Below are 22,433 nucleotides of genomic sequence, written 5' to 3'. Positions count from 1 at the left end.
TCTCACCCCTCGGGGTAGAACAGGAACAACGAGCACCCCTGCTTCGACTGCGGCACGTGCCATGAACCCGCTGGTGCATGCAGGAAGGTGCCGGCCGGATAGTCGTTCACCCCGTCGTTGAGCACGCCTGAAATCACGTACACCTCCTCCGGGCCCGGGCTGTGGTGGTCCTCTTTTCCCCACACCGCGCCCGGTTCGATCTCGGTGAGCACAGCCTTGGCCCCGTTCTCGCCTTCCCACAGCAGTTTGACGGTGATGCCAGGAAACGGCCGCACGGACGCCACGTCGTCGGCATGCACCCAGGCGTATCCCGGAGCGTTCGGCCCGAACTGTGACATATCGCCTGTCGAGGTATTCATATTGCTACGCAACCACATTCGTGTGAGACGTATTTCGCGGTGCACGCGAGAAATCCCACGAAAATATTTGCTGTTCTGCGGCGGGACGCGCTGTTACCCTTGTTCTGTGACTGTTTTCCGACACGACTATGACTTGCTCACCGGGATGCCCGCATCCACGGTGGCTTTGTCGTGCTCGGAGAATCTCAGCGTGACGGCCCCCGTCTGGACGGCAGAGCAGCGTCTCAGCCACAGGCAACCCAGATGCTTCCGGCTGTCCAGCCGACCTTCCGCCCCGTCAGCGGGCGTGCGCCCAGGCCGGAAGCAAGGGCCCGAAGAAAACTCTCATAAATATCTCAGCAGCACGGTTTGCCCAGCCAGGAACGTCGCCTGACATTCCTGTAGCTCGCTGCGCCTAAATCCATTGCAACACAACGCATTTCATCTGAAATAACTACTGGACATCGTCCGTTTCAGGGCGCACCATTCTTCAAGCACCGCACCCGGCGAGATCGTGTGCACAGCGGCGAGACATGCGAACAAGTCTGTCCCGTAAGAACTTTGAGAACTACACAGTGGTGGCATCCGCGCTCGTGGCGGAAATCAGGTAGACGCCCCCGGCTCAAACCCGGGTGCCCATACGGGCGTGCAGGTTCGAGTCCTGCCGAGCGCACTTCGTGGTGTCAAGCGTCCGTGACGGAATTTGGGAGACGTGCCGGATTCAGACTCCGGTGCCCGGTTAAGGGCGTGCAGGTTCGACTCCTGCCGGACGTACGGGTCGTTAGTGAAATGGTTTATCACTCTTGGCTTTTACCCTTGAATTCCGGGTTCGAGTCCCGGGCGACCCACTGCACACGCGCCGTTAGCTGAGTTGGGATAGCACCAGATTCTTAATCTGGGGACGGGGGATCGAAACCCTCACGGCGCACGACGTTTTCAAGACCACAAGCCGGTGAGGTGTAACAGGTTGCACGGCAGTCTTCCAAACTGAAGGTAGCGAGTTCGAGGCTCGCCACCGGCTCGATACGGATGTAGCTCAACTGGTAGAGCGGTGGCCTCCAAAGCCGCAAGGTGGAGGTTCGAGTCCTTCCATCCGTGCCAAGCGGGATGTGGCGCAACTTGGTTAGCGTGCCTGGTTTGGGTCCAGGAGGTTGCACGTTCGAATCGTGTCATCCCGACCAACACCCCTGTAGCTCAACGGAAGAGCACCTGCCTTACAAGCAGGTTGTCGAGAGTTCGACTCTCTCCGGGGGTACTAGTGAAGCACGATGCGCGGTGGGACAGTCGGTCAGTCCGTCGGGCTCATAACCCGGAAGTCGCAGGTTCGAATCCTGCCCGCGCAACCAGTCGCCGATACCGCACAGACACGGAAAGGAGGTACGCGGCCATGGCAATCCTGATGTCCGACATGACCGTTGAGGTCTACAACGCCGACTACCGCGTGCTGTCCCGGATTCCGTGGCAGGAAGCGGTCCGGCTCATCCTCCGCGGTGCGGTGTACGTCATCGATGTGCACAACCCTGCGGTGCACGTGCACAGCCCGTCGCTGGTGATCGAGCTGCCGTTGTCGGTGGCGCTGCGCGAATACGTGCACATTCCGTACAAGGCGGTCAGCCGGGTCACCCGCGACGCGGTGCTGCGCCGTGACCGGCGTATTTGCGCCTACTGCGGTGGGCGGGCCGACACCGTTGACCACGTCTTGCCCCGCTGCCGCGGCGGCGGAGACACCTGGTTCAACCTTGCGGCCGCTTGCCGGCCCTGCAATGGGCGCAAAGGAGACCGGACCCCGCAGGAAGCCGGAATGACGATGATTCGCGAGCCCTTCGAGCCGAAGGACCGCGATCGGTTCCGCGCCGCACCGGTTGCGGAACTCATTTGATCAGGCGCGAGCGGGCGGGCTCCAGTGGCTTTGGCCAATGGAGGGGTCTGGATGCCCGCCCGCTCGTGTCCCAACGCGATTCCCCGGTCGGTTAACCGGTAAACCAGCGGATTGTTAATCCGTGACTGTAGGTTCGACTCCTGCTCGGGGAGCATGACCCGTGGTGTAAGCGGTAGCACGACTGATTCTGAGTCAGCCGGTTTAGGTTCGAGTCCTGACGGGTCAGCGACGAAACACATTGCCTCGTAGGGTAATCGGTAGCCCACCGGATTTTGGTTCCGGTCAGTTCAGGTTCGAGTCCTGACGAGGCAGCACAAGCCCCGTTCGGATATGGGTTAGTCTGCCGCCCTTTCAAGGCGGGGAAGCGGGTTCGAGTCCCGCACGGGGTGCTGCTGTCCGGTAGCTCAGTTGGTTCAGAGCGCCGCTCTGATATGGCGGAGGGCGGAGGTTCAATTCCTCCCCGGACAACAAGAGGGGAATTAGCTCAACAGGAAGAGCGCCTGCCTTGCAAGCAGGAGGCAAGGGGTTCGACTCCCCTATTCTCCACTCACACAACGCGTCAGGAGGCGTGGCAGAACGGTAATGCAGCTCGGTGCTAACGAGCCGCCGCGTCACCCGCGGTTGGGGGTTCGAATCCCTCCGCCTCCGCAGCAGTTGTCCATGGCGGTCTGGTGTAACGGCAACACAGTGGTCTGCGACTCCGCAGTCGAGGGTTCAACTCCCTCCGATCGCCCCAAAGCCCTTGTAGCACAATGGATAGCGCGCCGGTTTCCGAAACCGGAGGTTGCAGGTTCGAATCCTGCCAAGGGTGCGCGTCCACGCGACAAACCCCTGTGGCCCAACGGATAGGGCGCCAGTTTACGAAGCTGGAAGTGGGAGTTCGATTCTCTCCAGGGGTACCAGCGGTTCCCGCTCGGCGTTCCGCGATTCATGGCTGCCGGATTAGCTCAACAGGCCAGAGCACCTGTCTTGTAAACAGGCCACGCGGGTTCGAGTCCTGCATCCGGCTCGATCCAGTACGGCATCGTGCCTCCGTAGCTCAACGGATAGAGCAGCGAGCTTCTACCTCGTCGGTTTGCGGGTTCGAATCCTGCCGGAGGCTCTACTCCACGCCACCACTGTGCAAGATCATTTCGGGTTTAAAACCGCTCGCGAAGGCGCATTCTAAGGGCTGACGTCGGTCACAGGAGGCGCGGCTCATGGCTACCGGACAGGATGGGGTCGGCGCCACGGCGCAAGCCGATCCAGAATCAAAGCGGGTACAGGTACGGCGCGCTGCGATGGCCAGCGCCATCGGCACCACGATCGAGTGGTATGACTTCTTCCTCTACAACACGGCCGCTGCGCTGGTCTTTCCACACTTGTTCTTCCCTGCGTCCAGCACCTACGCGGGCGCCATGCAGTCGTTCGCGACATACTTCGTCGGGTTCGCCGCACGCCCGATCGGAGCGGCGATCTTCGGGCACTGGGGAGACCGGATCGGCCGCAAGACCACGCTGATCATCACGCTGCTGGTGATGGGTCTTGCGTCTGCGGTCATCGGCATCCTGCCCGGCACGGCAAGCATCGGCGTCGCTGCGCCCCTGCTACTCGTCACGTTGCGGGTGCTCCAGGGCATCGCGGTCGGCGGTGAGTGGAGCGGGTCGGTGCTGCTGACGATGGAGTGGGGAGATCAGCAACGGCGCGGGCTGCTCGGCAGTTTCGCTCAGGTCGGCGTCCCGGTCGGGCTGGTCCTCGGCACCGGCGGCATGACGTTGTTGTCGGCGACGATGTCCGACGAGACGTTCGACTCCTGGGGCTGGCGGGTGCCGTTCCTGGCCAGCTTGATCCTTGTCGCAGTGGGTCTGGTGATCCGGCTGAAGATCCTCGAGACGCCGATGTTCAGCAAGGTGCTGGAGCAAGGCAAGACCGCAACCACTCCCGTCAAAGAAGTGATCCGCCGACACTGGCGGGAAATACTGCTGTCGGCCGGCCTGCGGTTCGTCGAGCAGATGCCGTTCTACCTGTTCACCACGTTCGTGTTGACCTACGTCGTGCAGCGCCACCACTACAGCAAGACTTTCGTGCTGACCGCGGTCCTGGTTGGCGCCACGGTCGAACTCGCGACGATCCCGTTCTTCTCGCACTTGTCGGATTCGCTTGGCAGAAAGCGGGTCTACTTGACCGGCGCGATCCTTGCCGGGCTGTTCGCGTTCCCCTACTTCGCCATCTTGACGCACGGCGGGCAGGTGCCGATTTTCCTCGCCGTCGTGTTCTCGATGATCGTGCACTCGATGATGTACGGACCCCAGGCGGCGCTGATCGGTGAGAGCTTCCCGACGCATCTCCGTTACGGCGGCGCCGGACTGGGCTATCAGTTGGCTTCGGTGTTCGCAGGCGGGCCCGCGCCATTGCTGGCGACCTGGCTGCTCCACGAGACCGGTACCCCGTACTCGATCTCCATCTACATCGTCGTGGCCGCCGTTGTGACGGTGCTGTGTTGTCTTGCCCTGCCTGACCGTTCGCGCGCCGACATCGACGACTCGGCGATCTACAGCCGCGCTCAATCGACTTGAGTATCCGCTGACCTACGAGTGCAGCTGAGGTAGGTACTGCGGGCAGTATGCGGTGATGGAAGCCCTGATCATCGCCACGTCCTGTGCTCTGGTGGCGAAGACGTTCTTGGCGACGAAGGCTGAGACGATTTCATCGGGCGCCGGTCCCTCGCTGATGTTTTGGCACACCGCGTGTCCCGCCGCGATCTCACGGGCGGGATCGATCTGCGGGATGCCCGCGTCGGCGAGACTGGCAACGAAGGTGTCGTCGACCGCGTCGGCGTAGGCCGGTCCGGCACCGAAACCGGCGACGATCCCGAGGGCTCCGACTGCGAATGCGGCAGCTGTGCTCCGCCGCAGTTTCTGGTTGATGCTCATGCATCGACTGTGCCCGGTGGACCCCGGTACGCACATGCGTCGATCTACCCATATTTGGTCGACTGATGACGCCGATCAATCCGAAGGTGGTGGCTTTTGAGCGGCGAAGGCGGCCGCCTGGGTGCGGTTGCGGACGCCGAGTTTGGCCAGAATCGATTCGACGTGTCTGCCCGCGGTCTTCGGACTGATGAACAGCGCGGTCGCGATCTCGGCGTTGCTGTGCCCGGCCGCGACGAGTTCGAGCACATCACGTTCACGTTGGGTGAGCCCGTGGGGGTCTGCCGCCGTCTTCTTCCGACGGGTGTCAGGGTCGCGCCCGCGGAGTTGTGCGAGGCGCTGGCGTCCTCGGCGCACCGCGGCGCGGGCACCCAGTCGGCGGAACGTCTCCAGCGCAGTTTCGACGGCTGCGACGTCACCGCCGAGTTGGGCCAGCGCAGCGTCGTACGGGCAGCCGAGGCGCAGCCATTCGGCGGTCGCGGCTTGCCAGTCGCCGCTGACTTCGAGCCGGTAGGGCGTGATCGTGTCGCGTCCCGGCGCGTCCTCGGATAAACCGCCGGCCAGATGCGACCAGCGTCGAAGCTGTCCGACCAGCCACGGGTCCGCGTGCTCGGTAGCCACCGCCAGGCCGGCCTGCGCTTCTGCGCGGGCCGCCTCGTCGTCGCCGGCCAACCAGGCCGCTTCGGCGCGAGCGGCCCAGACCACGCCGAGGCGTGACAGATCGTCGGAGTCGGCGGCCGCCAGTGCCTCGTCCAAGAGCGCGGCCACAGGCTCCCCACCTCGACGGGCATTGATCAACGCCACGCAGATCAATGGCAGTATCCGCTGCGTCGCGAGCACGGGCGTGGTCAGCACGTCTTGGGCGCGGGCCAACGATGCGTCCCAATCGCCGCGGTGCAACGCCACCAACGCAGCTGCGCCTGCGGTGATCGCCAGGCACATCGCCAGGTCATGCTTGACGCAGAAGACCGAACACTCGGCGATGTACTCCTCGGCGCGGTCGAGGTCGTGCTTCACGGCGGCATACCAGGCCATGAGTGACCCGTGCAGGCCCGCCTGATCGAACAACCCCTCCGTTGCCATCGCGTCGCGCCATGCCTCCTCTAGCTCATCCCAACCGCTGTCGCTGGTTAGTACGGGGGCCAGGGCAGCAAAGAAGCGTGCGCGCAGGACTACCCCGCGGTCACCGAAATGCGTGCCCAAATCGATTGCACGCGAAGCGTATTCAGCACAGGCGGGATCGAAACCGACAGCTGTCAGGCCGGCCATGGTGGCCAGCGACAAGGCCAGCTGTGGACACGGGCCGACCTCTTCGAGCACCCGCACCGAGGCCATGGCGGACTCGAGTGCCTCCTGGGTGCCGCCCAGCGCGTAGACCATCTGGGATAGCCAGGCCAGATCGCTGCCCTCGCCGAGGCGATCACCCAACGCGTGCCGCAACATGATCGCCTCGCGCCAGGAGGCCACAGCCGCTTCGCCCATCGCACTCAGCCAGCACGCGAACGCGTGCTGCTCGAGCAGGAGCACCTTCTGGTCGGTGGTGATCTTGTCGGCGTACCGCAGCGCCAGCGCGAACAGCTCGGCGGCTTCGCGGTTCGCAGCGAGCCGGAAGGCACGTTCGGCGGCCAAGGGCGCATAGCGGATGACGGCGTCGTGATCGCTCGCTTGCTCTGCGTGAAACGCCAACGCACCGAAGGTATCCGGGCTGATCGGCGGCTCGGCGAGTATCGCCAGGGCTTGCTTGTGCAGCAGCCGTCTCTGGTACGGAGCGATCTGGTCCAGCGCAGCCCGCCGCGCAAGTTCGTGGCGGAAGCCGACGGTGTCCACGTCGGCCAGCAGCACCCCGGCGTTCAGACATTCGGCAAGTCCATCTGCAGCGCTTGGGCACACCTCCTGCACCAATGCCAGATTCGCCCGCGGTCCGCACACCGCCGTTGCATACGCGGTGTCGCGCCCAGCTGTCGACAGCCTGGCCAGTCTGCCTCGGACCGCCTCAGATACGCTGCCCGGCAACGCTTCCCGCGTCAGTACATCCTGGTCGGCAGCCAACACCTCTGTGACATAGAACGGGTTTCCGCCGGTAAGCCGGTGCAACGCATCGGCGTTCACCCCGCTGCCCGCGGCCAGCTCTGCCACCGCCGCCGTGCTCAGAGGGTGAAGTCCGATGCGGCTGACCGCCGCGGACGTCGCGAGGTCACCGAGCAACACCGCCAACGGGTGTGAATCACCGATCTCGTCGTCTCGATACGACACAACCAACAACAGTGGCAGCGACTCGATTCGCCGCGAAAGGTAGCGCATCAGATCCAGGGTCGCGCCATCAGCCCAATGCGCATCCTCGATGACGCACACACCGGCTTGGTTGCCGAACATGCCGACCAGCCCGGTGTAGATGGCGGCAGTGTCGCCGGCGTCGATGGCGGCTCGCAACTCGCCCGAACTCTCCGCGACCATGTCGATCAGCGGGCCCAACGGTCGCGGCGCGGACAGCGGGTCGCACCAGCCCCGCAAGACGCGCGCCCGCTGCCCGATCCGGGCGATGAAGCGGGCGATCACCGTGGTCTTACCGACGCCGGCCTCCCCGCGCAGCAACACGACCCTGCCACGCGCGCGTGCGGCGCTCTGTTGGTGGCGGTCCAGTTCTGCGAGCACCGAGTCGCGCTCCAGCAGTCGATCCTTCGGGGCCACAGTCCTCCCGCCTTGGTTCCCAGTGGCAGCCTGCCTGGAGGACAGCAAACCTCAAGCTGGTTCGGGCGCGGTTGACAGCTTAGCCCAGCTAGCACGCGTACACGCTTGCAAGCGCAAAGACGACAGCCGGCGTCAGCCGATCTTTTCGACCTGCTCGAGCTGCAGGCCCGTGCTGCGGGGGCCGAGTAGACCCACGTTGAGGCACAGCAAGATGACGAGCGCCGCCGAACCGGAGAACACCGCCACCGGCCCAAGCGCGGCGAGCGCGGGCACGGCCACAAACGGCAGCACGGTCGAAGTCGCTCTGGACAGCGAGTAGCAGATGCCGCTGGCCGTGCTGCGGATCGCGGTCGGGAAGATCTCCGCTTGATAGATGTGGAACGCATTGGAGAACACGTTCGAAACGGCTGTCAGCAGGAATCCCGCGACCACGATCACCACGACCTGCTCCGCTGCGGCGAACACTATGCCGCACAAGGCGATTCCGAGTGCCGAGACGATGATCAGGTGTTTGCGCTCGAATCGTTCCACCAGAGGTATCGAAAGCAGCGAGCCGAGTGGGTAGCCGGCGAAGGTGAGTGCCGCGTACCCGAGGGACTGCGTCACCTCGAAACCCTTGCTGACGAGTACCAGCGGCGCCAATGTGCCGAATCCGTAATACGCGACTGTCTGCAGGATTTGGAAGATCACCAGCATCACGGTGCGCTTGCGGTAATCACGAAATGCGATCCGCAGCACCTCCGCGACGTTGGGGGCGTCGTCCTCGGCACGGGAGGCGCCGGCGAGCAGCTGTGCTGGCACGGGTGTGCCCGGTGCGACCTTGGCCACCACGGACGCGACGACCTCGCGTGCCTCCGCATCCCGTCCGCGGCTTTCCAGCCAACGCGGCGACTCCGGCAGCATCGTGCGGATCGCCAACACGAACACCGCACCGAGCCCGCCGAACACCAGCAGCCATCGCCAACCGTCGATGCCGAGCAGTTGATGATGCGCGACGAGCTTTCCACCAAGCAACGCCGCCAGCGGCACCCCGAGAAATCCGATCGTGTACGCCCACGCCGTCATCCGGCCACGGACCCGGGCAGGGACGAACTCGGCCAGATAGGTATCGACGAGCACAAGCTCGGCGCCCAGCCCGATACCGGCGATGAAGCGCAGCACCAGGAATGTCTCCACGTTGGGCGAGAACGCCGCCGCCAATGAAAACAGCGAGTAGACAAGCAGATTGAGGATGAACACCCGGCGGCGACCGAGCCGGTCCGCCACTATGGAAAGCACGTTGGCGCCCACGAACATGCCGGCGAACCCCGCTGCGATCACCAGCGCCTTGCCGGTGGTGCCCAGCTTGAATTCGGTGGCCAACACCGGCGCGAGCACGCCGCCGAGGAACACCTCGTACAGATCGAAGAACGACCCGAGACCGACGATCACCACCAGGCGCCAATGCCACCGGGTGACCGGAAGCCCGTCCAGAACGGACGACACCGTGGCCGGTTCATTGACTGCCATCAAGCCTCCTCGCGGCGCGGGCGCGGCGCTTTCCCTCGTGCATGGCCGCCACCCGGGCGACCGGAATCGTCCGTCCCTGCTCGATGAGGTCGCTGGGTAGGCGCTGGGGTGCGGGCATCGTGTCGGCCCATGGATCGCGGCCCGCCAGCGCGTCAACCGCGGTATGGACCGTGAAATCTCCAGGGTTGACGTGGTCAAGGTCTGCCCAGCTCAACGGAAAAGACACGGGGGTGCCCGCACGTAGGCGAGGGCTATAGGCGGCGACGATTGTCGCTCCGCCGGACCGAGTCGAATCCACGAACACCTTCCCCGCACGGTCCTCGACGATGAAAGCCGTTGTGGCCAAGGAAGGCTCGAGCGCTTCGGCGCGGGCAGCCAGCGCGCGGGTGGCCGCGGCCACGTCGTCGACCGGTGCGTGGTCGTCGATCGGCACGAAGATGTGCAGGCCTTTCGCGCCACTGGTCTTCACCGCGCCGGCCAGGCCGCTTTCTGCGAGTGCCTGGCGAACCAGGTGAGCGACGGCCACCACCGTGCGAAAGTCGTTGCCAACGGGCGGATCCAGATCAAGCACCAAGTGGGTGGGCCGGTAGATGTCGTCGGCCAAGCCCAACGACGGGTGGTATTCGACGGCACGCTGGTTGGCAAGCCACAGCAGCGTGCGCCGGTCGTTGCAGACCGGATAGCGCACTTCTCGTTTGGAGGCCTCGGCCCAGATCGGCACGGTCTTCACCCAGTCGGGTGTGTACTTCGGCGCGTTCTTCTGCATGAACGGCGACTGCCCACGAAGCACCCGCATCACCGTGAGCGGCCGGTCGGCCAACCCAGGCAGCATCCGATCGGCCACGGCATCCAGGTAGTCGACCAGGTCCCGCTTCGTCGCCCCCGCATCCGGACTCAGCGGCTGATCGAGGTTCGTCAGGTCGACCCCGGCGCGCTGTTCTCCGCCGCTCATATCCCGACACTATCCGGGCCGGGAAGGCGCACGTCGCGTCGACCGCATCATGTTTCGACGCGCCGGATCGGTGGAATGAGGGGAGGCAAGCGACACAACGAGGGGACTGGGATGACTGATTCCGGAAAAGCCGATCAGACACGTCAAGGGTTGATCGACTCCGTGAAAGGTAAAGCGAAGGAAGTCATCGGTGCGGTGACCGGCAACGATTCCTTGACCGCCGAGGGACAACTCGAGCAGACCGAGGCGCAGAAGCGCAGGGAGGCCAGCAAGGCGGAGGCGATCGCGGACGCCGAGGCCAGTAAGGCGGGGGAGGAGGCCGCTGAGGCCAAGCTCGAGAGTGCCGCTGAGCAGGGCGCGATCAATGCGGAGGCGGCAGCGGAGAAAGCTGAGATTCGCACGGAGCAGGCATCGCAGAAGCGGGCGACGCAGCAGGCGGCACACGTAGACCTTGCCAAGCAACAGGCCGATGCCGAACGAGATGCCGCGCGCCAAGTCGAGAACGCCAAGGCAGAGGAGCGAGAAGCCGTCCGCGCTGCGGATGAAGAGGTGGCCGACGCGCTTGATGACCACCAGGCCGCGGTGCGGGAATCCGCGAAAGCCCGAGCTCAAGCAGACCGACTGAGGCAGCAGGCCGACATGAGGAGTGACCGATGAGCATCACGGATTTTCCGTTGGCGGTTTTGAAGTTTCAGTACCGACTGGCTCGGTTGCCGCTTCAGTTGGTGGACGACGGGGTGTTCGGCCGGATGGAGTCGGACGCACCGGCGCGACTGTTCTTTGAGCGTTCGCTCGGGATGCTCGATGTGACCGTCGGAAACGTACTGCGTGCCCCGGAATTCGAGCGGCGAGGCACCGAGTTGATCGAGCGCAGCGATGCGCTGCGCCGCGCGGCCCAACTCGATGCGGCGGCATCCGAGAACATCAGGGCAGCGGGTTCGAATGTAAGGGCTACTCGCGAAAAGGCGGCTCAAGAACGAGAAGACGCCCGCGAAGAGAAAGAGTCGGCCGTCAAAAACGCGCGCATTGATGCGCAGAACCGCAAGCGCAATGCGGTGAAGAACGCTGAAACCCGGATCACCACCGGAGCGAAGCGCGCCGACGAAGCGGCCGCTCAGCGCGAAGGGGCTGTCGAAGCGGCCAAACGCGAGGAAGTGGCGATCGCCCGAGCGGCTGAGCAAAACGCCGCCGCAGCCGCCGATGCGAAACTGAAGGACGCTCACGACAAGCGCCAGACCGCGGCAAAAAACGTTGCGCAGGCCGACCGGTTGGAGGAACTGGCCGACCGCGAGAAGGAGCGCCGAAGCTAACAATTCGATTGTGATTCGGCGTCGACGCTCGCGTTAATACGATCGCCGTGTTCCCGTGAGAAGATGCGCAAAGCCCGGCTGATCGTCGCTGCGGCGGCGTGTGCGCTGCTGTGCGGGCCACCTCCGGCGACTGCCGCGCCCGGCACCGACCCCGGGGGTTATGTCGACTCCGCCGCGCGGTGTGCTTCTCCGGCGACGGTCGTTCTCTTCGGGAGCACCGAGACCTCGCGCGTTGCGATCTGCAAATCGCCTGACGGTCAGTTCGAGTATCGCGGCGTGCGGGTGCGAGACGGTGCCAAGTTGATCCTCTCGGCATCGCAGTCGGGCGATGGGTTCACAGCGAACAACAACGGCATCACCTACACCGTCTCCGCGAAGTCTCTCGTTATTGGCATGGGCGGCAAGGTGATTCGCGAGGAGCCGATGGTGGACGCGCACCGCCCGGAAGCGCCTGCGCCGCCCGCCGCGCCACCTACGACTTCGACGACGCCGTTGCCGCCGCCACTGCCCGCCGAAGTCGGCGGCCGCTGATCACAAGCCGACGAGCGACTCGAGCCAGTTGCGCGCGAAGTAGAGAACGAAGCCCGCGGCCACGATCCACAGCAGTGGGCTGATCTCACGCACCTTGCCGGCCGCCGAACGCAGCACGACCCACGCGATGAAGCCGACACCGATGCCGTTGGCGATCGAGTACGAAAACGGCATCACCGCGACCGTGAGGACCACCGGCAATCCCACTGAGAACTCGGTGATGTCGATGTAGCGCAACTGCGACATCATCATCACGCCGACGATGACGAGGGCGGCCGCAGCCACTTCCGTCGGCACGATCGACGCCAGCGGCGAGACGAACATGGCAGCCAGAAACAGCGCGCCCGTCACCAGATTCGCCAACCCCGTGCGCGCACCTTCCTCGATACCGGCGCCCGATTCGATGAAGACGGTGTTCGAGGACGACGAGGTCGCCCCGCCGACGACTGCGCCCGCACCCTCGACAATCAGCGCCGCTCGCAGCCGCGGGAAGGTGCCCTGCGCGTCGGCGAGTCCGGCCTCGCGGGCCAGTCCGGTGAACGTCCCCATGGCATCGAAGAAGTTCGCAAACACCAGCGTGAAAACCAGCATGACGGCCGCGAGCAGGCCGATGCGCCCGAAGCTGCCGAGGCTGACGTCGCCTGCGAGGGACAAGTCGGGCAGCGCGAACGGCGATCCCGTCAGCGTCGGCACCGAAAGCGTCCAACCGCCGGGATGTTCGGTCGACGATCCCAGATGCCATATCGCCTCGATGGCGACCGCCACGACGGTGCCGATCGCCAGCCCGATCAGGATGCCACCACGTACCCGTCGCGCGACGAGGACACCCGTCACCAGCAGTGTGAACACGAACACGACGGCAGGAACGGTGGTGATGGAACCGATGCCGCCGTGCCCCAGACCGACTGGCGGTGACGGCTTCCCGGTCGAGCCGATGAAGCCGGCGTCAACCAGCCCGATGAAGAGGATGAACAGTCCGATGCCCGCGGTGATCGCGAGCTTCAGCTGCATCGGCACCGCGTCGAACACCATTCTGCGCAGCCCGGTCACCGCAAGCAGCACGATGATCACGCCGTCGATGACCACCAGGCCCATCGCCTCGGGCCAACTCAGCGAGCCGACCACCGTCGTCGCCAGGAACGAGTTGATGCCCAGTCCCGCGGCGAATGCGAACGGCAGTCGCGCGATAACGCCGAACAGGATCGTCATCACGCCCGCTGCGAGCGACGTCATCGCCGAGACCTGTGCGAACTCCAGCTTGTGGCCGGTGACGTCGGGCGTGCTCGACAGGATGATCGGGTTCAGCACGATGATGTATGCCATCGCAATGAACGTGACCACCCCGCCGCGCACCTCTGCGGCGACCGTCGACTTGCGTGCGGAGATTTCGAAGAATCGATCGAGGCGACCCACGCCTCAGACCCTAAGCGGGCGCCGCCGGATCGTTACCAGTTCCAGACTGATGGGTCGGTTGGCGGGTAGTTCATGCAGATGTCGGTGCCGTGTGCGGCGACGCCCTTGTTGTTGAAGAACAGCTTGGCCCAGTTGCCCCAGTGGGTGGCCATCTGCTCGTAGTAGACGTTGGTCGCGGTGTCCTCCGAGTACTGCCGGCGGCCGGCGTAGTCCAGGGAGAAGAACCAGTAGATGCGGTCGCGGGCGGCGTCTTGGACGTCGACGGGCCGGTTTTTGTAGTCGGTCATGTAGCGCTCGTAGTAGACCGGTTCGACGTCGCGCACGGCGGCCATGTACTGATCGACGGTGCAGGTGGTCTTCAGGATCCGATTCGGGATCGGGTAGTCGTCACTGGCATCGGCCGCCGCGAAACCCGCTGTGGCGACGACGGTTCCCCACATCGCGAGTGCCGCGAACCCTGCGCGTAAGTACATGGTGTTCACCCCTGTCCGGCCGCCCGCTGCAGGACCGGCGCCTGCTCGGGGCAATAGGTGTTGATCGCGGCGCCCAGGAATTGCCACGCCTGATCGGTGGTGCTGCCCTTGGGCAGTTGGAGGAAGACGAATTTCGCTGACTTGTCGGCATCCTGGTCGAGCCCGTTATAGAGCCGCTTGCAGGTGATCTTGCCGATCCACGCGTTGTAGTCCTTCTGCCCGTAGATGCCGTACGTGTGGAGTTCGTTGGCGAAGTCGGTGTCGGGATCAGCATGCGCGGGCCAGGCCACGGCAAGTCCGGCGATCACCACCATGATTCCGAGCAGGAGTCCGCCGAGCACCATCAGGATTGCCCTCATACGGTCACTCCCGTCGGTACTGTGCCTATTATCAACTAGGTTGAGATCCACGCGAAACGAACTTAACCGCTCGATTTGTGAACGTCAACGTCTAGCGCAGCAGGAACTCGACGAGGACCGCACTCATTTCCGGGATGGCATCGCAGCGGATTCCAGTTCATGATTCAGCTCACCGTTGACTGTGGTCCCGTTCATTCCGGTATCGGTAGGCCGGCGTCCTCGGCCAATAAACTCTGCACAATCGACGTGGCCGCGAGCGAACCCGTCGCGATCGCCGAGGCTACCTGCGGCATCTGCGCACTGGCGTTGTCGCCGGCCGCGAAGACTCCGGAAACTGTTGTCCGACAGAGCGCATCGATTGCGATTGGATTCGCCGCCGCCGGCGTCGGCTCACCGAATCCGACGCCGAGCTGTTCAACCAACTGCGACCGCTGATGCAGTGTCGTCGCGACGAGCAGACCGCTGCGTGCCAGCCGAGTTCCGTCGGTGAACACGACGGCTTCCAATTCGCCGTTGCTTGAGGCGAGTTCGGCAATGGGTCTCTCGTCGACCGCGACTCGTGCCGCGGCCAACCGGGATCGGGCGTCATCATCGAGCTCCGCAGGCCCTCCAGTCAGGAGCACAACGTCGTCGCTCCATCCCCTGAGCAAGAACGTGGATTGCACTGCCCGCTTGCCGTTCGCCAATACCGCCAACGGTTGATCGCGAACCTCCCAGCCGTGGCAGAAGGGGCAGTGGAACACCGACCGCCCCCACAACTCCGTGAGCCCGGGCAGCGCAGGCGGCCGGTACTCCATGCCCGCGGCCAGCAGCAACCGACGCGCGCGTTCACGCCGACCGTCGGACAGTTCCAGTTCGAACACATCGCCGGCACGCTCACCCGCCACCACCTCACCGGTCCGCACTTCGACGGACGGGTAGGCGGCAATCTCCCGCCGCCCGGCCTCGTACAGCTCGCCCGGCGGTCGGCCGTCGTGACCCAACAACCCGCCGATACCGTGGGCGGCCAAGTTGTTCTGCTGACCCGCGTCGACCAGCAGCGTTCGCCGCCGCGCCCGGCCCAGTACCAGACCCGCGCTCAAGCCCGCGGCTCCGCCACCGACGACGACGCAGTCCCATGTAGAGTTCATGAATTAATCCTCCTAATTGTTCTGTGCCGCAACGTCTTCGACTGGCGATCCGCCCGTCGCGGGTCTGACATCTGGTCCCAACAGTTTTCGGACGGAGATCCGCGAACCGAACGGTTGCAGCATCTGACTGACCGGCCTGGTGCGCACGTTCAGCGGCCACCAGAACCAGCGGCCCAATAGCGCCGCGATCGACGGTGTCATCAGCGATCTCACGATCAACGTGTCGAAGATGAGGCCGAAGCAGATCGTGGTGCCGATCTGCCGGAGCATGACCAGGTCGCTGACGATGAACGAGCCGAGGGTGAAGGCGAACACCAGGCCCGCGGCGGTGACCACTCGGCCGGTGCCGCCCATCGCACGGATGATGCCGGTATTCAATCCGGCACCTACTTCCTCCTTGAACCGGGAGATCAGCAGCAGGTTGTAGTCTGCCCCGACCGCCAGCAGGACGATGATGGCCAGGGCGGGCACGATCCAGAACACCTCGATTCCGAAGATGTACTGCCACACCAGGATCGATAGCCCGAGCGCAGCTCCCAGTGAAAGGACGACAGTGCCCACGATCACAATGGCGGCGACGAAGCTGCGGGTGATGAAGATCATCACCAGCAGGATCAACGCGATCGCCGCCAACGTGACGATCATCAGGTCGTACAGCGATGCCTCCTGGATGTCCTTGTACGTCGACGCCGTCCCGGCGATGTAGATCCTGGCGTCGGCCAGGGGGGTCGCCTTGATCGCATCGAAGGCAGAGTTCCGGATGGCGTCGATGTGGGAGATGCCCTCGGGGGTGGCGGGTTTGCCCTCGTGCGTGATCGTCATCCGGGCGGCCTTGCCGTCGGGCGACATGAACAGCGTGAGGGCGCGCTTGAACTCGGCGTTGTCGAACGCCTCCGGTGGGAGGTAGAACGAATCATCGTTCTTGGCATCGTCGAAGGCCTTGCCGAGCGCGGTAGCGTTTGCCAGCGCGTCTCGGGCCTGTGCCACGGTGCCGCTGATGGTGGCGTAATTCGACTGCAACAGCACGCGATTGGTCTGCTGGATGTCGAGCTGAGGTGGGATCAGCGACTGCACCTGCGGTTGCAGCGCGTTGAGTTTGTCCAGGCTTGCGGTGATCTTGGCGAATTGGTCACTGAGTTTGTCGATGCCGTCGAGTGAGTCGAACACCGATCGCAGCGCCGCACACGTCGGGATTTCGTAGCAGTGTGGCTCCCAGTAGAAGTAGTTGCGTAGCGGCCGGAAGAAGTCGTCGAAGTTGGCGAGGTTGTCTCGGACCTCGTTGATGGTGTCGACGGTGTCGTGGAATGCCCGCACCTGCTGGTCGGTGGCCTCGGTGGCTTGCTGCTGCAAGGCGAGCTGCCGTTGCAGGATGTCGATCGCCTTGCTGGTCTGGTCAATCTGGGTCAGCAGGTCGCGGGCTCTGTCGTCCTGGTAGCTCAGGTTCATGACCTGGCCCGCACTTTGGGCGCTGATCTGAAAGGGAATGGAACTGTGCTTGATCGGCGTGCCGAGGGGTCGCGTGATCGACTGCACCAGTGCGACGCCGGGGGTGTGCAACACCGCCTTGGCGACGCGTTCCAGAGTCAGCATGTCCGAGGGATTGCGCATGTCGTGATCGGATTCGATCATCAGCAACTCGGGGTTGAGCCGCGCCTCCGAGAAGTGGCGTTCCGCGGCGGTATATCCGATGTTGGCCGGGGCGTCATCGGGCTGGTAGGGCCGTCCGTCGAAGCTGATCCGGGCTCCCGGCAGCGCGAGTAGGCCCACCGCGGCCACCGCCAACGAGGTGACGAGCACGGGTCCCGGCCACCGCACGATCGTGGTGCCGACGCGGCGCCAGCCCGTGGTGCGACGCACCCGTTTGGGGTCGAGGAACCCGAACCGCCCAGCGGTCGTCACCATCGCCGGGCCGAGGGTCAGAGCCGCGGTCAACGTCACGATAAGGCCCAGCGAAGCGGGGATGCCGATGCTGCTGAAATACGGGAGCCGGGTGAAGTGCAGGCACGCCACTGCTCCGATGATGGTGAGTCCAGAGCCGGCGATGACGTGGACGGTGCCACCGAACATGTCGTGGTAAGCGGCCTCGCGATCCAGGCCCTTGCCCCGGGCTTCTTGGTAGCGCCCGACGAGGAAGATGGCGTAGTCGGTGCCCGCGGCGATGGCCATGCCTGTCAGAAGGTTCACCGCGTAGGTGGACAGGTCGAACAGGCCGGCGTTGCCCAGCACCGCGACCACACCCCGCGTTGCGGCGAGTTCGACCGCGACCACGAGGAGAACGATCAACATGGTGACCAAGGAGCGGTAGACGATGAGCAGCATCACCGCGATGACGAGAAACGTGACGGCAGTGATGACGTGGGTGCCTTCGTTGCCGATCTCGAAGTTGTCGGTGAGCAACGGGGCGGCGCCGGTGACGTATGCCTTGACCCCCGGCGGGGGCGGCGTGTCGGCCACGATCTGGCGGATGCTGTCGACGGAACGATTGGATCGCGCCTCGCCCTGGTTGCCTTGGAGGTAGACCTGAACGAGCGCTGCCTTGCCGTCCTTGCTCTGGGCGCCGCCCGCGGTGACCGAGTCGCCCCAGAAGTCCTGAACGTGCTGGACGTGTTCGGTATCTGCTCGCAGCTTCGCGACGAGGCCGTCGTAGTAGGTATGCGCGTCCGGGCCCAGCGGCTGATCGCCTTCGAGCACGATGACGGCTGCACTGTCGGAGTTGAACTCGCCGAACTTCTCCCCGATGTGCTTCATGGCCGTGACCGACGGCGAATCAGGCGGGTTCAAAGCCACCGAATGCTCGGTACCGACTATCTCGAGTTGGGGCACCAGTATGTTCGTCACGCCGGCGACCGCGATCCAGATCAGAATGATCGGCAGGGCGAGTGTGCGGATGACACGCGCTGCCCGAGAACGGTCGGATCCCTCTGCCCCGTACTGACTCACGCCGTCTTGTCCAGACAGGCGATGTATCCGTTCACGTCGTTGGAAGACCTTTCATCCTTGACGATGCCATCGACGGTTATGCGGCAGGTGATATTGCTCGAATCACCTTGGGCGCGTAGGTCGGCGAACAGCGTCGTATCCTCGGTGACCAACTCGTGCGACCACGGCAGGGGCGCGTCGTCGACGCGCTGAGGTTGCGCGTGCTCGTCAAGGAAGTTGATGGTTGCCCGCTCCCCCGGATCCCCGAGGACCTGCAGGTAGACCCGTTTGGGGTCGAATCCGGTGTTCTCGGGCGAATCAGCTGAGGGCCTTGAGGTTTGGTCATGCGATCCGAAGATGCCGTGCAAACGGTAGACGCCGCTGACGACCAAGGCCACCACGAGCACCGCCACGAGCACCGCCCAATGGCGGGCGGCCGCCCTTCGTATCGGTGATGTCGACTCCACCACGCGGCCCGTCACCGCTCGACGCCTAGGGACTTGCGCAATTGTTTGTCGAAGATTCGGCGGGGAGCAAAGCGACGCATCGCGCTGAGTTGGCGGGCTGAGCCTGCGGGATAGCGCACTTTCGGGTTTGAGTCCGTCGCTGCGGCCACGATGACCTTGGCCACGACGACGGGATCGTCGCCGTTGTTGACCTGTTCGGCCACTGCCTGGTTGGAGCGCTCCCGCTGCCGTTCGTATGCGGCCAGCGCGTTGTCCGGTTTTGCGGTGTTGTCGTCGAATCCGGTTCTGGTGCCACCGGGCTCGACCAGAAGCACCCGGATGTTGTGCTCTCGCACCTCGTGGTCGACGGACTCGGAGTAGCCCTCGACGGCGTACTTGGTCGCGCTGTAGGCAGCCATGTACGGCGCGGGCATCAATCCGAAGATCGACGAGATGTTGATGATGCGTCCGCTGCCCTGTCTGCGCATGTGCGGCAGAACGGCATTCGTCATCCGGATGACGCCGAACACGTTGAGGTCGAAGAGTTTCTGCGTCTGGGAGATCGAGTTCTCCTCGCTGGCTCCGGCCAGTCCCATACCGGCGTTGTTGACCAGCACGTCGATCCGCCCGAACCGCGCGATCACCGCCTCAACCGCTGCAGCGACGGACTCGTCACGGGTGACGTCGAGATCCACGAACGTCACTCCCTGACTGGAATCCAGCCCTGCCGTATTGCGGCTTGTGCCCACGACGGTGAATCCCGCGTCGATCAGAGCGCGTGCGGCAAACTTGCCGAGGCCCGAGTTGGCGCCGGTGACGAGTGCGACGGGTCGTGCTGTGGCCATGTGAATCGTTTCCTAACTCTGTGGCGGGGTGCGCGTCCCCTGGGGAGCAGGCCGAGACCGCCGTAGCCGCACGACGCCGCTTGTACCGACCCGGTTGGCACCCGCGTTAATGAACATAGACATTCAATATCGGAACGTCAAAGTTCTATTCCCGGGCGACTAGGATCACATCGTGGGCTCGACAAAACAACTCTCGGGTGTGCAAGCGCGCACCAGAGCCGCGATCCTCGCTGCGACGGCCTCTGCATTGGCCGCAAACCGGACGGCCACCATGCCGGAGATCGCCGCCGCGGCCGGGGTCGGCCGCACCACGCTGCACCGCTACTTCGCCGACCGCGAGACGCTGATCCACGAGGCGACCCTGGACTCGATCCGCGTGCTCATGGAAGCGGTGGATGAGGCCGCCACCGAGGACGGACCCGCCCTCGACGCGATGCGGCGCTTCATCACCGCCGGCGTCTCAATCGCTGAACGGCTGGTCTTCATCTTCGGCGACCCGGCGGTGCTGCGCGATATCCCATCGGCCCAGTCCCCGAACGATGAGGTGGTGATCAACCTGATCACACGGGGACAACACGAAGGCGTGTTTGCCCCTGATCTCGCCCCGACCTGGATCTGGCACGCGCTCTACGCATTGATCCTGCGCGGCTGTGAGCAAGCCATAGCCGGTGCACTGCCGCGGCACACCGTCGCACCACTGATCATCCGGACCTTCGAGCGCGGCGTCAGCCCGGCTCCCTAGCGCAACAGGAAGGCTCGCCCATGGATGTCACACAACCGACCAACGACGAGCAGAGCAACCACTGGAACACAACAGCTGGATGCGCCTGGGTCGATGCGCAGGACCTGCTGGACCAGATGATGAAGGGTTTGGAAGACCTGCTCGTCGACGGCGTGGCTGCCGGATCGGGACGGCGGGTGCTTGACGTCGGCTGTGGCACGGGCGGCACCACACTCGCGGTCGCGCGCAGGCTCGGCGCCGAGGGCCAGTGCGTCGGCGCCGACGTGTCGGAGCCGATGATCGCCGCCGCCCGGGCCAGGGCCGAAAGGGACGGCATACCAGCAAGTTTCATCCTCGCTGACGTGCAGACCCATCCGTTTGAGCGCGCAAGCGTCGACACGATCATCTCGCGATTCGGCGTTATGTTTTTCAACGACCCGGTCCAGGCCTTCGCGAACCTGCGGCGCGCCGCAACCGACGACGGCAGGCTTCACGTCATCGCCTGGCGCAGCGCCGCGGAGAATCCGTTCATGACGACCGCCGAGCGTGCCGCGGCCCCGCTGCTGCCGAGCCTTCCGGACCGCCCGGCAGACGGCCCGGGACAGTTCTCGTTCGCCGATCCGCAACGGGTCGCTGCGATCCTCGACGAGGGTGGCTGGGCCGACGTCGACATCCAGCCCATCGACGTCGAGTGCACCCTGCCCGAGCCGGAGTTGATCGGCTTCATCACGCGGCTGGGTCCTGTCGGTCTGGCACTTCAAGGCGAGGACGAGCAGACCCGCGCCAAAGTCATTGAGGCCGTCCGTCCCGCCTTCGATCCCTTTGTGCACGGAACCGAGGTTCGGTACACCGCCGCGTGCTGGATGGTCAGCGCCCAAGCGTCGCGATAACCGCCGGCCCGCGGCGTCTGCCCGGTTCGCTAGCGCAGCAGGAACTCGACGAGAACCGCACTCATTTCGGGAATCGCGTCGCGGCGGATGACTTCGTAGCCATGCGTGCTCAGCGTCGGCAGGCACAGCAGGCCTGCCCGCGGCGAAAGCCCGCTGGCTTTTGCGTGCGACGCGTCGGACTCGAACGCGCCGAGCACCGCCGGCTGCGGCGATAAGCCCAATTCCATTGCGACACTCATCAATTGGTCTACGATGTTCTTGTCGTACACGCACTGTGCGTCGCTGTAGCCGACAATCGGTCCGCCGCCGACGGTGGTGCCATACTCCGCTTCCGCTGGGCCGACCTCCAGTGCCAGCGTGACGTCACCTGGCAGGGTACGACTGGCATACGAACCGCCGATGCCGCCGATCTCCTCGTTGGTGGTGAACACCAAGTAGACGTCACCGGCGGGCCTGCGCGCGCTTTCCTGCAATCGACGGGCCGCCTCGAGCAGAGCGACCACGGGCGCACGGTCATCCATGAAGTAGCAGCCGAGGTAGTCGCCGAATTCGACGAGTGTGCGCTTGCTGCCGTCCACACAGACTCGGGTTCCCGGCCGGATTCCCGCGCTGGACAATTCGTCGGGTGTGCGGCCCGTGAAGACGTAGACGTGTGTCCAGTCCAATGCTTTGTCGCCCTGGTCCGGCTTCGTCTCCCAGATCCTCGGACTTTCCGAGGTCGTGTGTTCCGAGCCGAGCGTCAAGACGCCGCACAGTGTTTCGTTGTCGCCGAGCACAGCGACCGGGCCGAGGCCGAAGTTGCCCGGATACATCGTCCCCAGTTGTGTGAGGTGCAGCGTGCCGTCGGATTCCACGCGCTTGACGAGCATCGACAACTCGTCCATATGGGCCAGCACTCGCGTCGACGGTCCACCGCCGCTGCCGCGGACCAGGCCGACCAGATTGCCTGCTTCGTCGACCCAGTTCTCGTCGACCCGCGGCGCGAGTTCGCGACGGCACACGTCGCGGACGGCGTCTTCCTGGCCGCACGGCCCGAAGGTGGACAGGAGCTCTTGGAGTAACTCGCGGGAGAACCCTTCGTCAGCCACCCCGATGACTTACCCGGAGTCGCAGTGAGGCAA

The 22,433-nt window shown here is 64.6% G+C and carries 20 protein-coding genes and 21 tRNA genes; 28 read left to right on the top strand and 13 right to left on the bottom strand.

Going from position 1 to position 22,433, the window contains the following annotated elements; translation table 11 throughout:
• Positions 1–2: 2 nt before the first annotated feature.
• Positions 3–359: a cupin domain-containing protein gene (locus GGC64_RS28185; protein WP_192725838.1), complete on the bottom strand. Its 357-nt coding sequence runs from the start codon at positions 357–359 to the stop codon at positions 3–5.
• A 566-nt stretch (positions 360–925) separates the two neighbouring features.
• On the opposite strand from GGC64_RS28185, the gene GGC64_RS28180 reads away from it, so the two are divergent.
• From GGC64_RS28180 to GGC64_RS28070, 23 genes are all read left to right on the top strand, one after another.
• A tRNA-Leu gene (locus GGC64_RS28180) sits at positions 926–1,011 on the top strand.
• A 14-nt stretch (positions 1,012–1,025) separates the two neighbouring features.
• Positions 1,026–1,112: transfer RNA gene (locus tag GGC64_RS28175), tRNA-Leu, on the top strand.
• 1 nt (position 1,113) lies between these two features.
• A tRNA-Lys gene (locus GGC64_RS28170) sits at positions 1,114–1,186 on the top strand.
• 8 nt (positions 1,187–1,194) lie between these two features.
• Positions 1,195–1,266 (top strand) — tRNA-Lys (locus tag GGC64_RS28165).
• A gap of 20 nt (positions 1,267–1,286) precedes the next feature.
• A tRNA-Gly gene (locus GGC64_RS28160) sits at positions 1,287–1,359 on the top strand.
• A gap of 4 nt (positions 1,360–1,363) precedes the next feature.
• Positions 1,364–1,439 (top strand) — tRNA-Trp (locus GGC64_RS28155).
• 2 nt (positions 1,440–1,441) lie between these two features.
• Positions 1,442–1,519, top strand: a tRNA-Pro gene (locus GGC64_RS28150).
• 2 nt (positions 1,520–1,521) lie between these two features.
• Positions 1,522–1,593 (top strand) — tRNA-Val (locus GGC64_RS28145).
• A gap of 14 nt (positions 1,594–1,607) precedes the next feature.
• Positions 1,608–1,684: transfer RNA gene (locus tag GGC64_RS28140), tRNA-Met, on the top strand.
• Between the two features lie 41 nt (positions 1,685–1,725).
• A complete protein-coding gene (locus GGC64_RS28135; RefSeq protein ID WP_192725837.1) occupies positions 1,726–2,217 on the top strand; it encodes an HNH endonuclease in 492 nt (163 codons plus the stop codon).
• Between the two features lie 80 nt (positions 2,218–2,297).
• Positions 2,298–2,369: transfer RNA gene (locus GGC64_RS28130), tRNA-Asn, on the top strand.
• A gap of 2 nt (positions 2,370–2,371) precedes the next feature.
• Positions 2,372–2,443, top strand: a tRNA-Gln gene (locus tag GGC64_RS28125).
• Between the two features lie 13 nt (positions 2,444–2,456).
• Positions 2,457–2,529: transfer RNA gene (locus GGC64_RS28120), tRNA-Gln, on the top strand.
• A gap of 5 nt (positions 2,530–2,534) precedes the next feature.
• A tRNA-Glu gene (locus GGC64_RS28115) sits at positions 2,535–2,606 on the top strand.
• Between the two features lie 4 nt (positions 2,607–2,610).
• Positions 2,611–2,685 (top strand) — tRNA-Ile (locus GGC64_RS28110).
• A 5-nt stretch (positions 2,686–2,690) separates the two neighbouring features.
• A tRNA-Ala gene (locus GGC64_RS28105) sits at positions 2,691–2,763 on the top strand.
• 16 nt (positions 2,764–2,779) lie between these two features.
• Positions 2,780–2,865, top strand: a tRNA-Ser gene (locus GGC64_RS28100).
• 15 nt (positions 2,866–2,880) lie between these two features.
• Positions 2,881–2,953 (top strand) — tRNA-Arg (locus GGC64_RS28095).
• A 2-nt stretch (positions 2,954–2,955) separates the two neighbouring features.
• Positions 2,956–3,028: transfer RNA gene (locus GGC64_RS28090), tRNA-Arg, on the top strand.
• A 16-nt stretch (positions 3,029–3,044) separates the two neighbouring features.
• A tRNA-Arg gene (locus GGC64_RS28085) sits at positions 3,045–3,119 on the top strand.
• Positions 3,120–3,153: 34 nt separating this feature from the next.
• Positions 3,154–3,226, top strand: a tRNA-Thr gene (locus GGC64_RS28080).
• Positions 3,227–3,245: 19 nt separating this feature from the next.
• Positions 3,246–3,319, top strand: a tRNA-Arg gene (locus GGC64_RS28075).
• A gap of 97 nt (positions 3,320–3,416) precedes the next feature.
• The gene (locus GGC64_RS28070; protein WP_192725836.1) at positions 3,417–4,772 is read left to right on the top strand and encodes an MFS transporter; all 1,356 of its coding nucleotides are present in this window, start codon (positions 3,417–3,419) and stop codon (positions 4,770–4,772) included.
• Between the two features lie 12 nt (positions 4,773–4,784).
• Here the strand turns inward: GGC64_RS28070 and GGC64_RS28065 are convergent, their stop codons facing one another.
• The 4 genes from GGC64_RS28065 to ligD all read right to left on the bottom strand — a co-directional run bounded on the left by GGC64_RS28065 (position 4,785) and on the right by ligD (position 10,275).
• The gene (locus GGC64_RS28065; protein ID WP_192725835.1) at positions 4,785–5,129 is read right to left on the bottom strand and encodes a DUF732 domain-containing protein; all 345 of its coding nucleotides are present in this window, start codon (positions 5,127–5,129) and stop codon (positions 4,785–4,787) included.
• Positions 5,130–5,204: 75 nt separating this feature from the next.
• Positions 5,205–7,814, bottom strand: coding sequence for a LuxR family transcriptional regulator (locus tag GGC64_RS28060; protein WP_192725834.1), 2,610 nt, complete (start codon positions 7,812–7,814; stop codon positions 5,205–5,207).
• Positions 7,815–7,946: 132 nt separating this feature from the next.
• Entirely contained in the window at positions 7,947–9,323 is a 1,377-nt protein-coding gene (locus tag GGC64_RS28055) for an MFS transporter (RefSeq protein ID WP_192725833.1), read from the bottom strand.
• On the bottom strand, positions 9,310–10,275 hold the full coding sequence (ligD, locus tag GGC64_RS28050; RefSeq protein ID WP_192725832.1) for a non-homologous end-joining DNA ligase: 966 nt from the start codon (positions 10,273–10,275) through the stop codon (positions 9,310–9,312). The genes GGC64_RS28055 and ligD overlap by 14 nt, the downstream gene beginning before the upstream one ends.
• Before the next feature lie 111 nt (positions 10,276–10,386).
• Between ligD and GGC64_RS28045 the strand changes: the two genes are divergently transcribed.
• From GGC64_RS28045 to GGC64_RS28035, 3 genes are all read left to right on the top strand, one after another.
• A complete protein-coding gene (locus GGC64_RS28045) occupies positions 10,387–10,932 on the top strand; it encodes a CsbD family protein (protein ID WP_192725831.1) in 546 nt (181 codons plus the stop codon).
• Positions 10,929–11,585 (top strand): IF2 family translation initiation factor, encoded by a 657-nt coding sequence (locus tag GGC64_RS28040; RefSeq protein ID WP_192725830.1) that lies wholly within the window; start codon positions 10,929–10,931, stop codon positions 11,583–11,585. Before GGC64_RS28045 ends, GGC64_RS28040 begins: the two co-directional genes overlap by 4 nt.
• A 63-nt stretch (positions 11,586–11,648) precedes the next feature.
• Complete coding sequence (locus GGC64_RS28035) at positions 11,649–12,116, top strand: hypothetical protein (RefSeq protein ID WP_192725829.1); 468 nt, start codon at positions 11,649–11,651, stop codon at positions 12,114–12,116.
• Here the strand turns inward: GGC64_RS28035 and GGC64_RS28030 are convergent, their stop codons facing one another.
• The 7 genes from GGC64_RS28030 to GGC64_RS28000 form a co-directional block, all read right to left on the bottom strand.
• The gene (locus GGC64_RS28030; protein WP_192725828.1) at positions 12,117–13,529 is read right to left on the bottom strand and encodes an NCS2 family permease; all 1,413 of its coding nucleotides are present in this window, start codon (positions 13,527–13,529) and stop codon (positions 12,117–12,119) included.
• Positions 13,530–13,561: 32 nt separating this feature from the next.
• On the bottom strand, positions 13,562–14,002 hold the full coding sequence (locus GGC64_RS28025) for a DUF5078 domain-containing protein (RefSeq protein ID WP_192725827.1): 441 nt from the start codon (positions 14,000–14,002) through the stop codon (positions 13,562–13,564).
• Positions 14,003–14,007: 5 nt separating this feature from the next.
• Entirely contained in the window at positions 14,008–14,346 is a 339-nt protein-coding gene (locus GGC64_RS28020; RefSeq protein WP_192725974.1) for a DUF732 domain-containing protein, read from the bottom strand.
• 206 nt (positions 14,347–14,552) lie between these two features.
• Entirely contained in the window at positions 14,553–15,491 is a 939-nt protein-coding gene (locus GGC64_RS28015) for an NAD(P)/FAD-dependent oxidoreductase (RefSeq protein WP_192725826.1), read from the bottom strand.
• A gap of 12 nt (positions 15,492–15,503) precedes the next feature.
• Positions 15,504–18,431: an MMPL family RND transporter gene (locus GGC64_RS28010; RefSeq protein ID WP_192725825.1), complete on the bottom strand. Its 2,928-nt coding sequence runs from the start codon at positions 18,429–18,431 to the stop codon at positions 15,504–15,506.
• Positions 18,428–18,892, bottom strand: a complete 465-nt coding sequence (locus tag GGC64_RS28005) for an MmpS family transport accessory protein (protein WP_370582372.1) — start codon at positions 18,890–18,892, stop codon at positions 18,428–18,430. Before GGC64_RS28005 ends, GGC64_RS28010 begins: the two co-directional genes overlap by 4 nt.
• The gene (locus tag GGC64_RS28000) at positions 18,889–19,701 is read right to left on the bottom strand and encodes an oxidoreductase (protein WP_192725824.1); all 813 of its coding nucleotides are present in this window, start codon (positions 19,699–19,701) and stop codon (positions 18,889–18,891) included. The genes GGC64_RS28005 and GGC64_RS28000 overlap by 4 nt, the downstream gene beginning before the upstream one ends.
• 169 nt (positions 19,702–19,870) lie before the next feature.
• On the opposite strand from GGC64_RS28000, the gene GGC64_RS27995 reads away from it, so the two are divergent.
• Together GGC64_RS27995 and GGC64_RS27990 are read left to right on the top strand one after the other, a co-directional pair.
• Positions 19,871–20,443 carry a TetR/AcrR family transcriptional regulator gene (locus tag GGC64_RS27995; protein ID WP_192725972.1) on the top strand — a complete coding sequence of 191 codons (573 nt, stop codon included), beginning with the start codon at positions 19,871–19,873 and terminating at the stop codon, positions 20,441–20,443.
• A 20-nt stretch (positions 20,444–20,463) separates the two neighbouring features.
• A complete protein-coding gene (locus tag GGC64_RS27990; RefSeq protein WP_192725823.1) occupies positions 20,464–21,312 on the top strand; it encodes a class I SAM-dependent methyltransferase in 849 nt (282 codons plus the stop codon).
• Positions 21,313–21,341: 29 nt separating this feature from the next.
• On the opposite strand, the gene GGC64_RS27985 is transcribed toward GGC64_RS27990, so the two are convergent.
• Positions 21,342–22,406, bottom strand: coding sequence for a M42 family metallopeptidase (locus GGC64_RS27985; RefSeq protein ID WP_370582381.1), 1,065 nt, complete (start codon positions 22,404–22,406; stop codon positions 21,342–21,344).
• Between the last annotated feature and the right edge of the window lie 27 nt (positions 22,407–22,433).

Origin of the sequence: Mycobacterium sp. OAS707 (assembly GCF_014873705.1) — a bacterium.
Taxonomy (GTDB): Bacteria; Actinomycetota; Actinomycetes; order Mycobacteriales; family Mycobacteriaceae; genus Mycobacterium.
Note: the sequence above shows the minus strand (reverse complement) of the source record. Positions and strands in the feature narration are given on the sequence as shown.

Coding starts and splice junctions, on each gene's coding strand:
- GGC64_RS28025 (WP_192725827.1), bottom strand. CDS start 14,002: ATGTACTTACGCGCAGGGTTCGCGGCACTCGCGATGTGGGGAACCGTC.
- GGC64_RS28020 (WP_192725974.1), bottom strand. CDS start 14,346: ATGGTGCTCGGCGGACTCCTGCTCGGAATCATGGTGGTGATCGCCGGA.
- GGC64_RS28000 (WP_192725824.1), bottom strand. CDS start 19,701: ATGGCCACAGCACGACCCGTCGCACTCGTCACCGGCGCCAACTCGGGC.
- GGC64_RS28040 (WP_192725830.1), top strand. CDS start 10,929: ATGAGCATCACGGATTTTCCGTTGGCGGTTTTGAAGTTTCAGTACCGA.
- GGC64_RS27990 (WP_192725823.1), top strand. CDS start 20,464: ATGGATGTCACACAACCGACCAACGACGAGCAGAGCAACCACTGGAAC.
- ligD (WP_192725832.1), bottom strand. CDS start 10,275: ATGAGCGGCGGAGAACAGCGCGCCGGGGTCGACCTGACGAACCTCGAT.
- GGC64_RS28045 (WP_192725831.1), top strand. CDS start 10,387: ATGACTGATTCCGGAAAAGCCGATCAGACACGTCAAGGGTTGATCGAC.
- GGC64_RS28035 (WP_192725829.1), top strand. CDS start 11,649: ATGCGCAAAGCCCGGCTGATCGTCGCTGCGGCGGCGTGTGCGCTGCTG.
- GGC64_RS28185 (WP_192725838.1), bottom strand. CDS start 359: ATGAATACCTCGACAGGCGATATGTCACAGTTCGGGCCGAACGCTCCG.
- GGC64_RS28055 (WP_192725833.1), bottom strand. CDS start 9,323: ATGGCAGTCAATGAACCGGCCACGGTGTCGTCCGTTCTGGACGGGCTT.
- GGC64_RS28065 (WP_192725835.1), bottom strand. CDS start 5,129: ATGAGCATCAACCAGAAACTGCGGCGGAGCACAGCTGCCGCATTCGCA.
- GGC64_RS28015 (WP_192725826.1), bottom strand. CDS start 15,491: ATGAACTCTACATGGGACTGCGTCGTCGTCGGTGGCGGAGCCGCGGGC.
- GGC64_RS28070 (WP_192725836.1), top strand. CDS start 3,417: ATGGCTACCGGACAGGATGGGGTCGGCGCCACGGCGCAAGCCGATCCA.
- GGC64_RS28135 (WP_192725837.1), top strand. CDS start 1,726: ATGGCAATCCTGATGTCCGACATGACCGTTGAGGTCTACAACGCCGAC.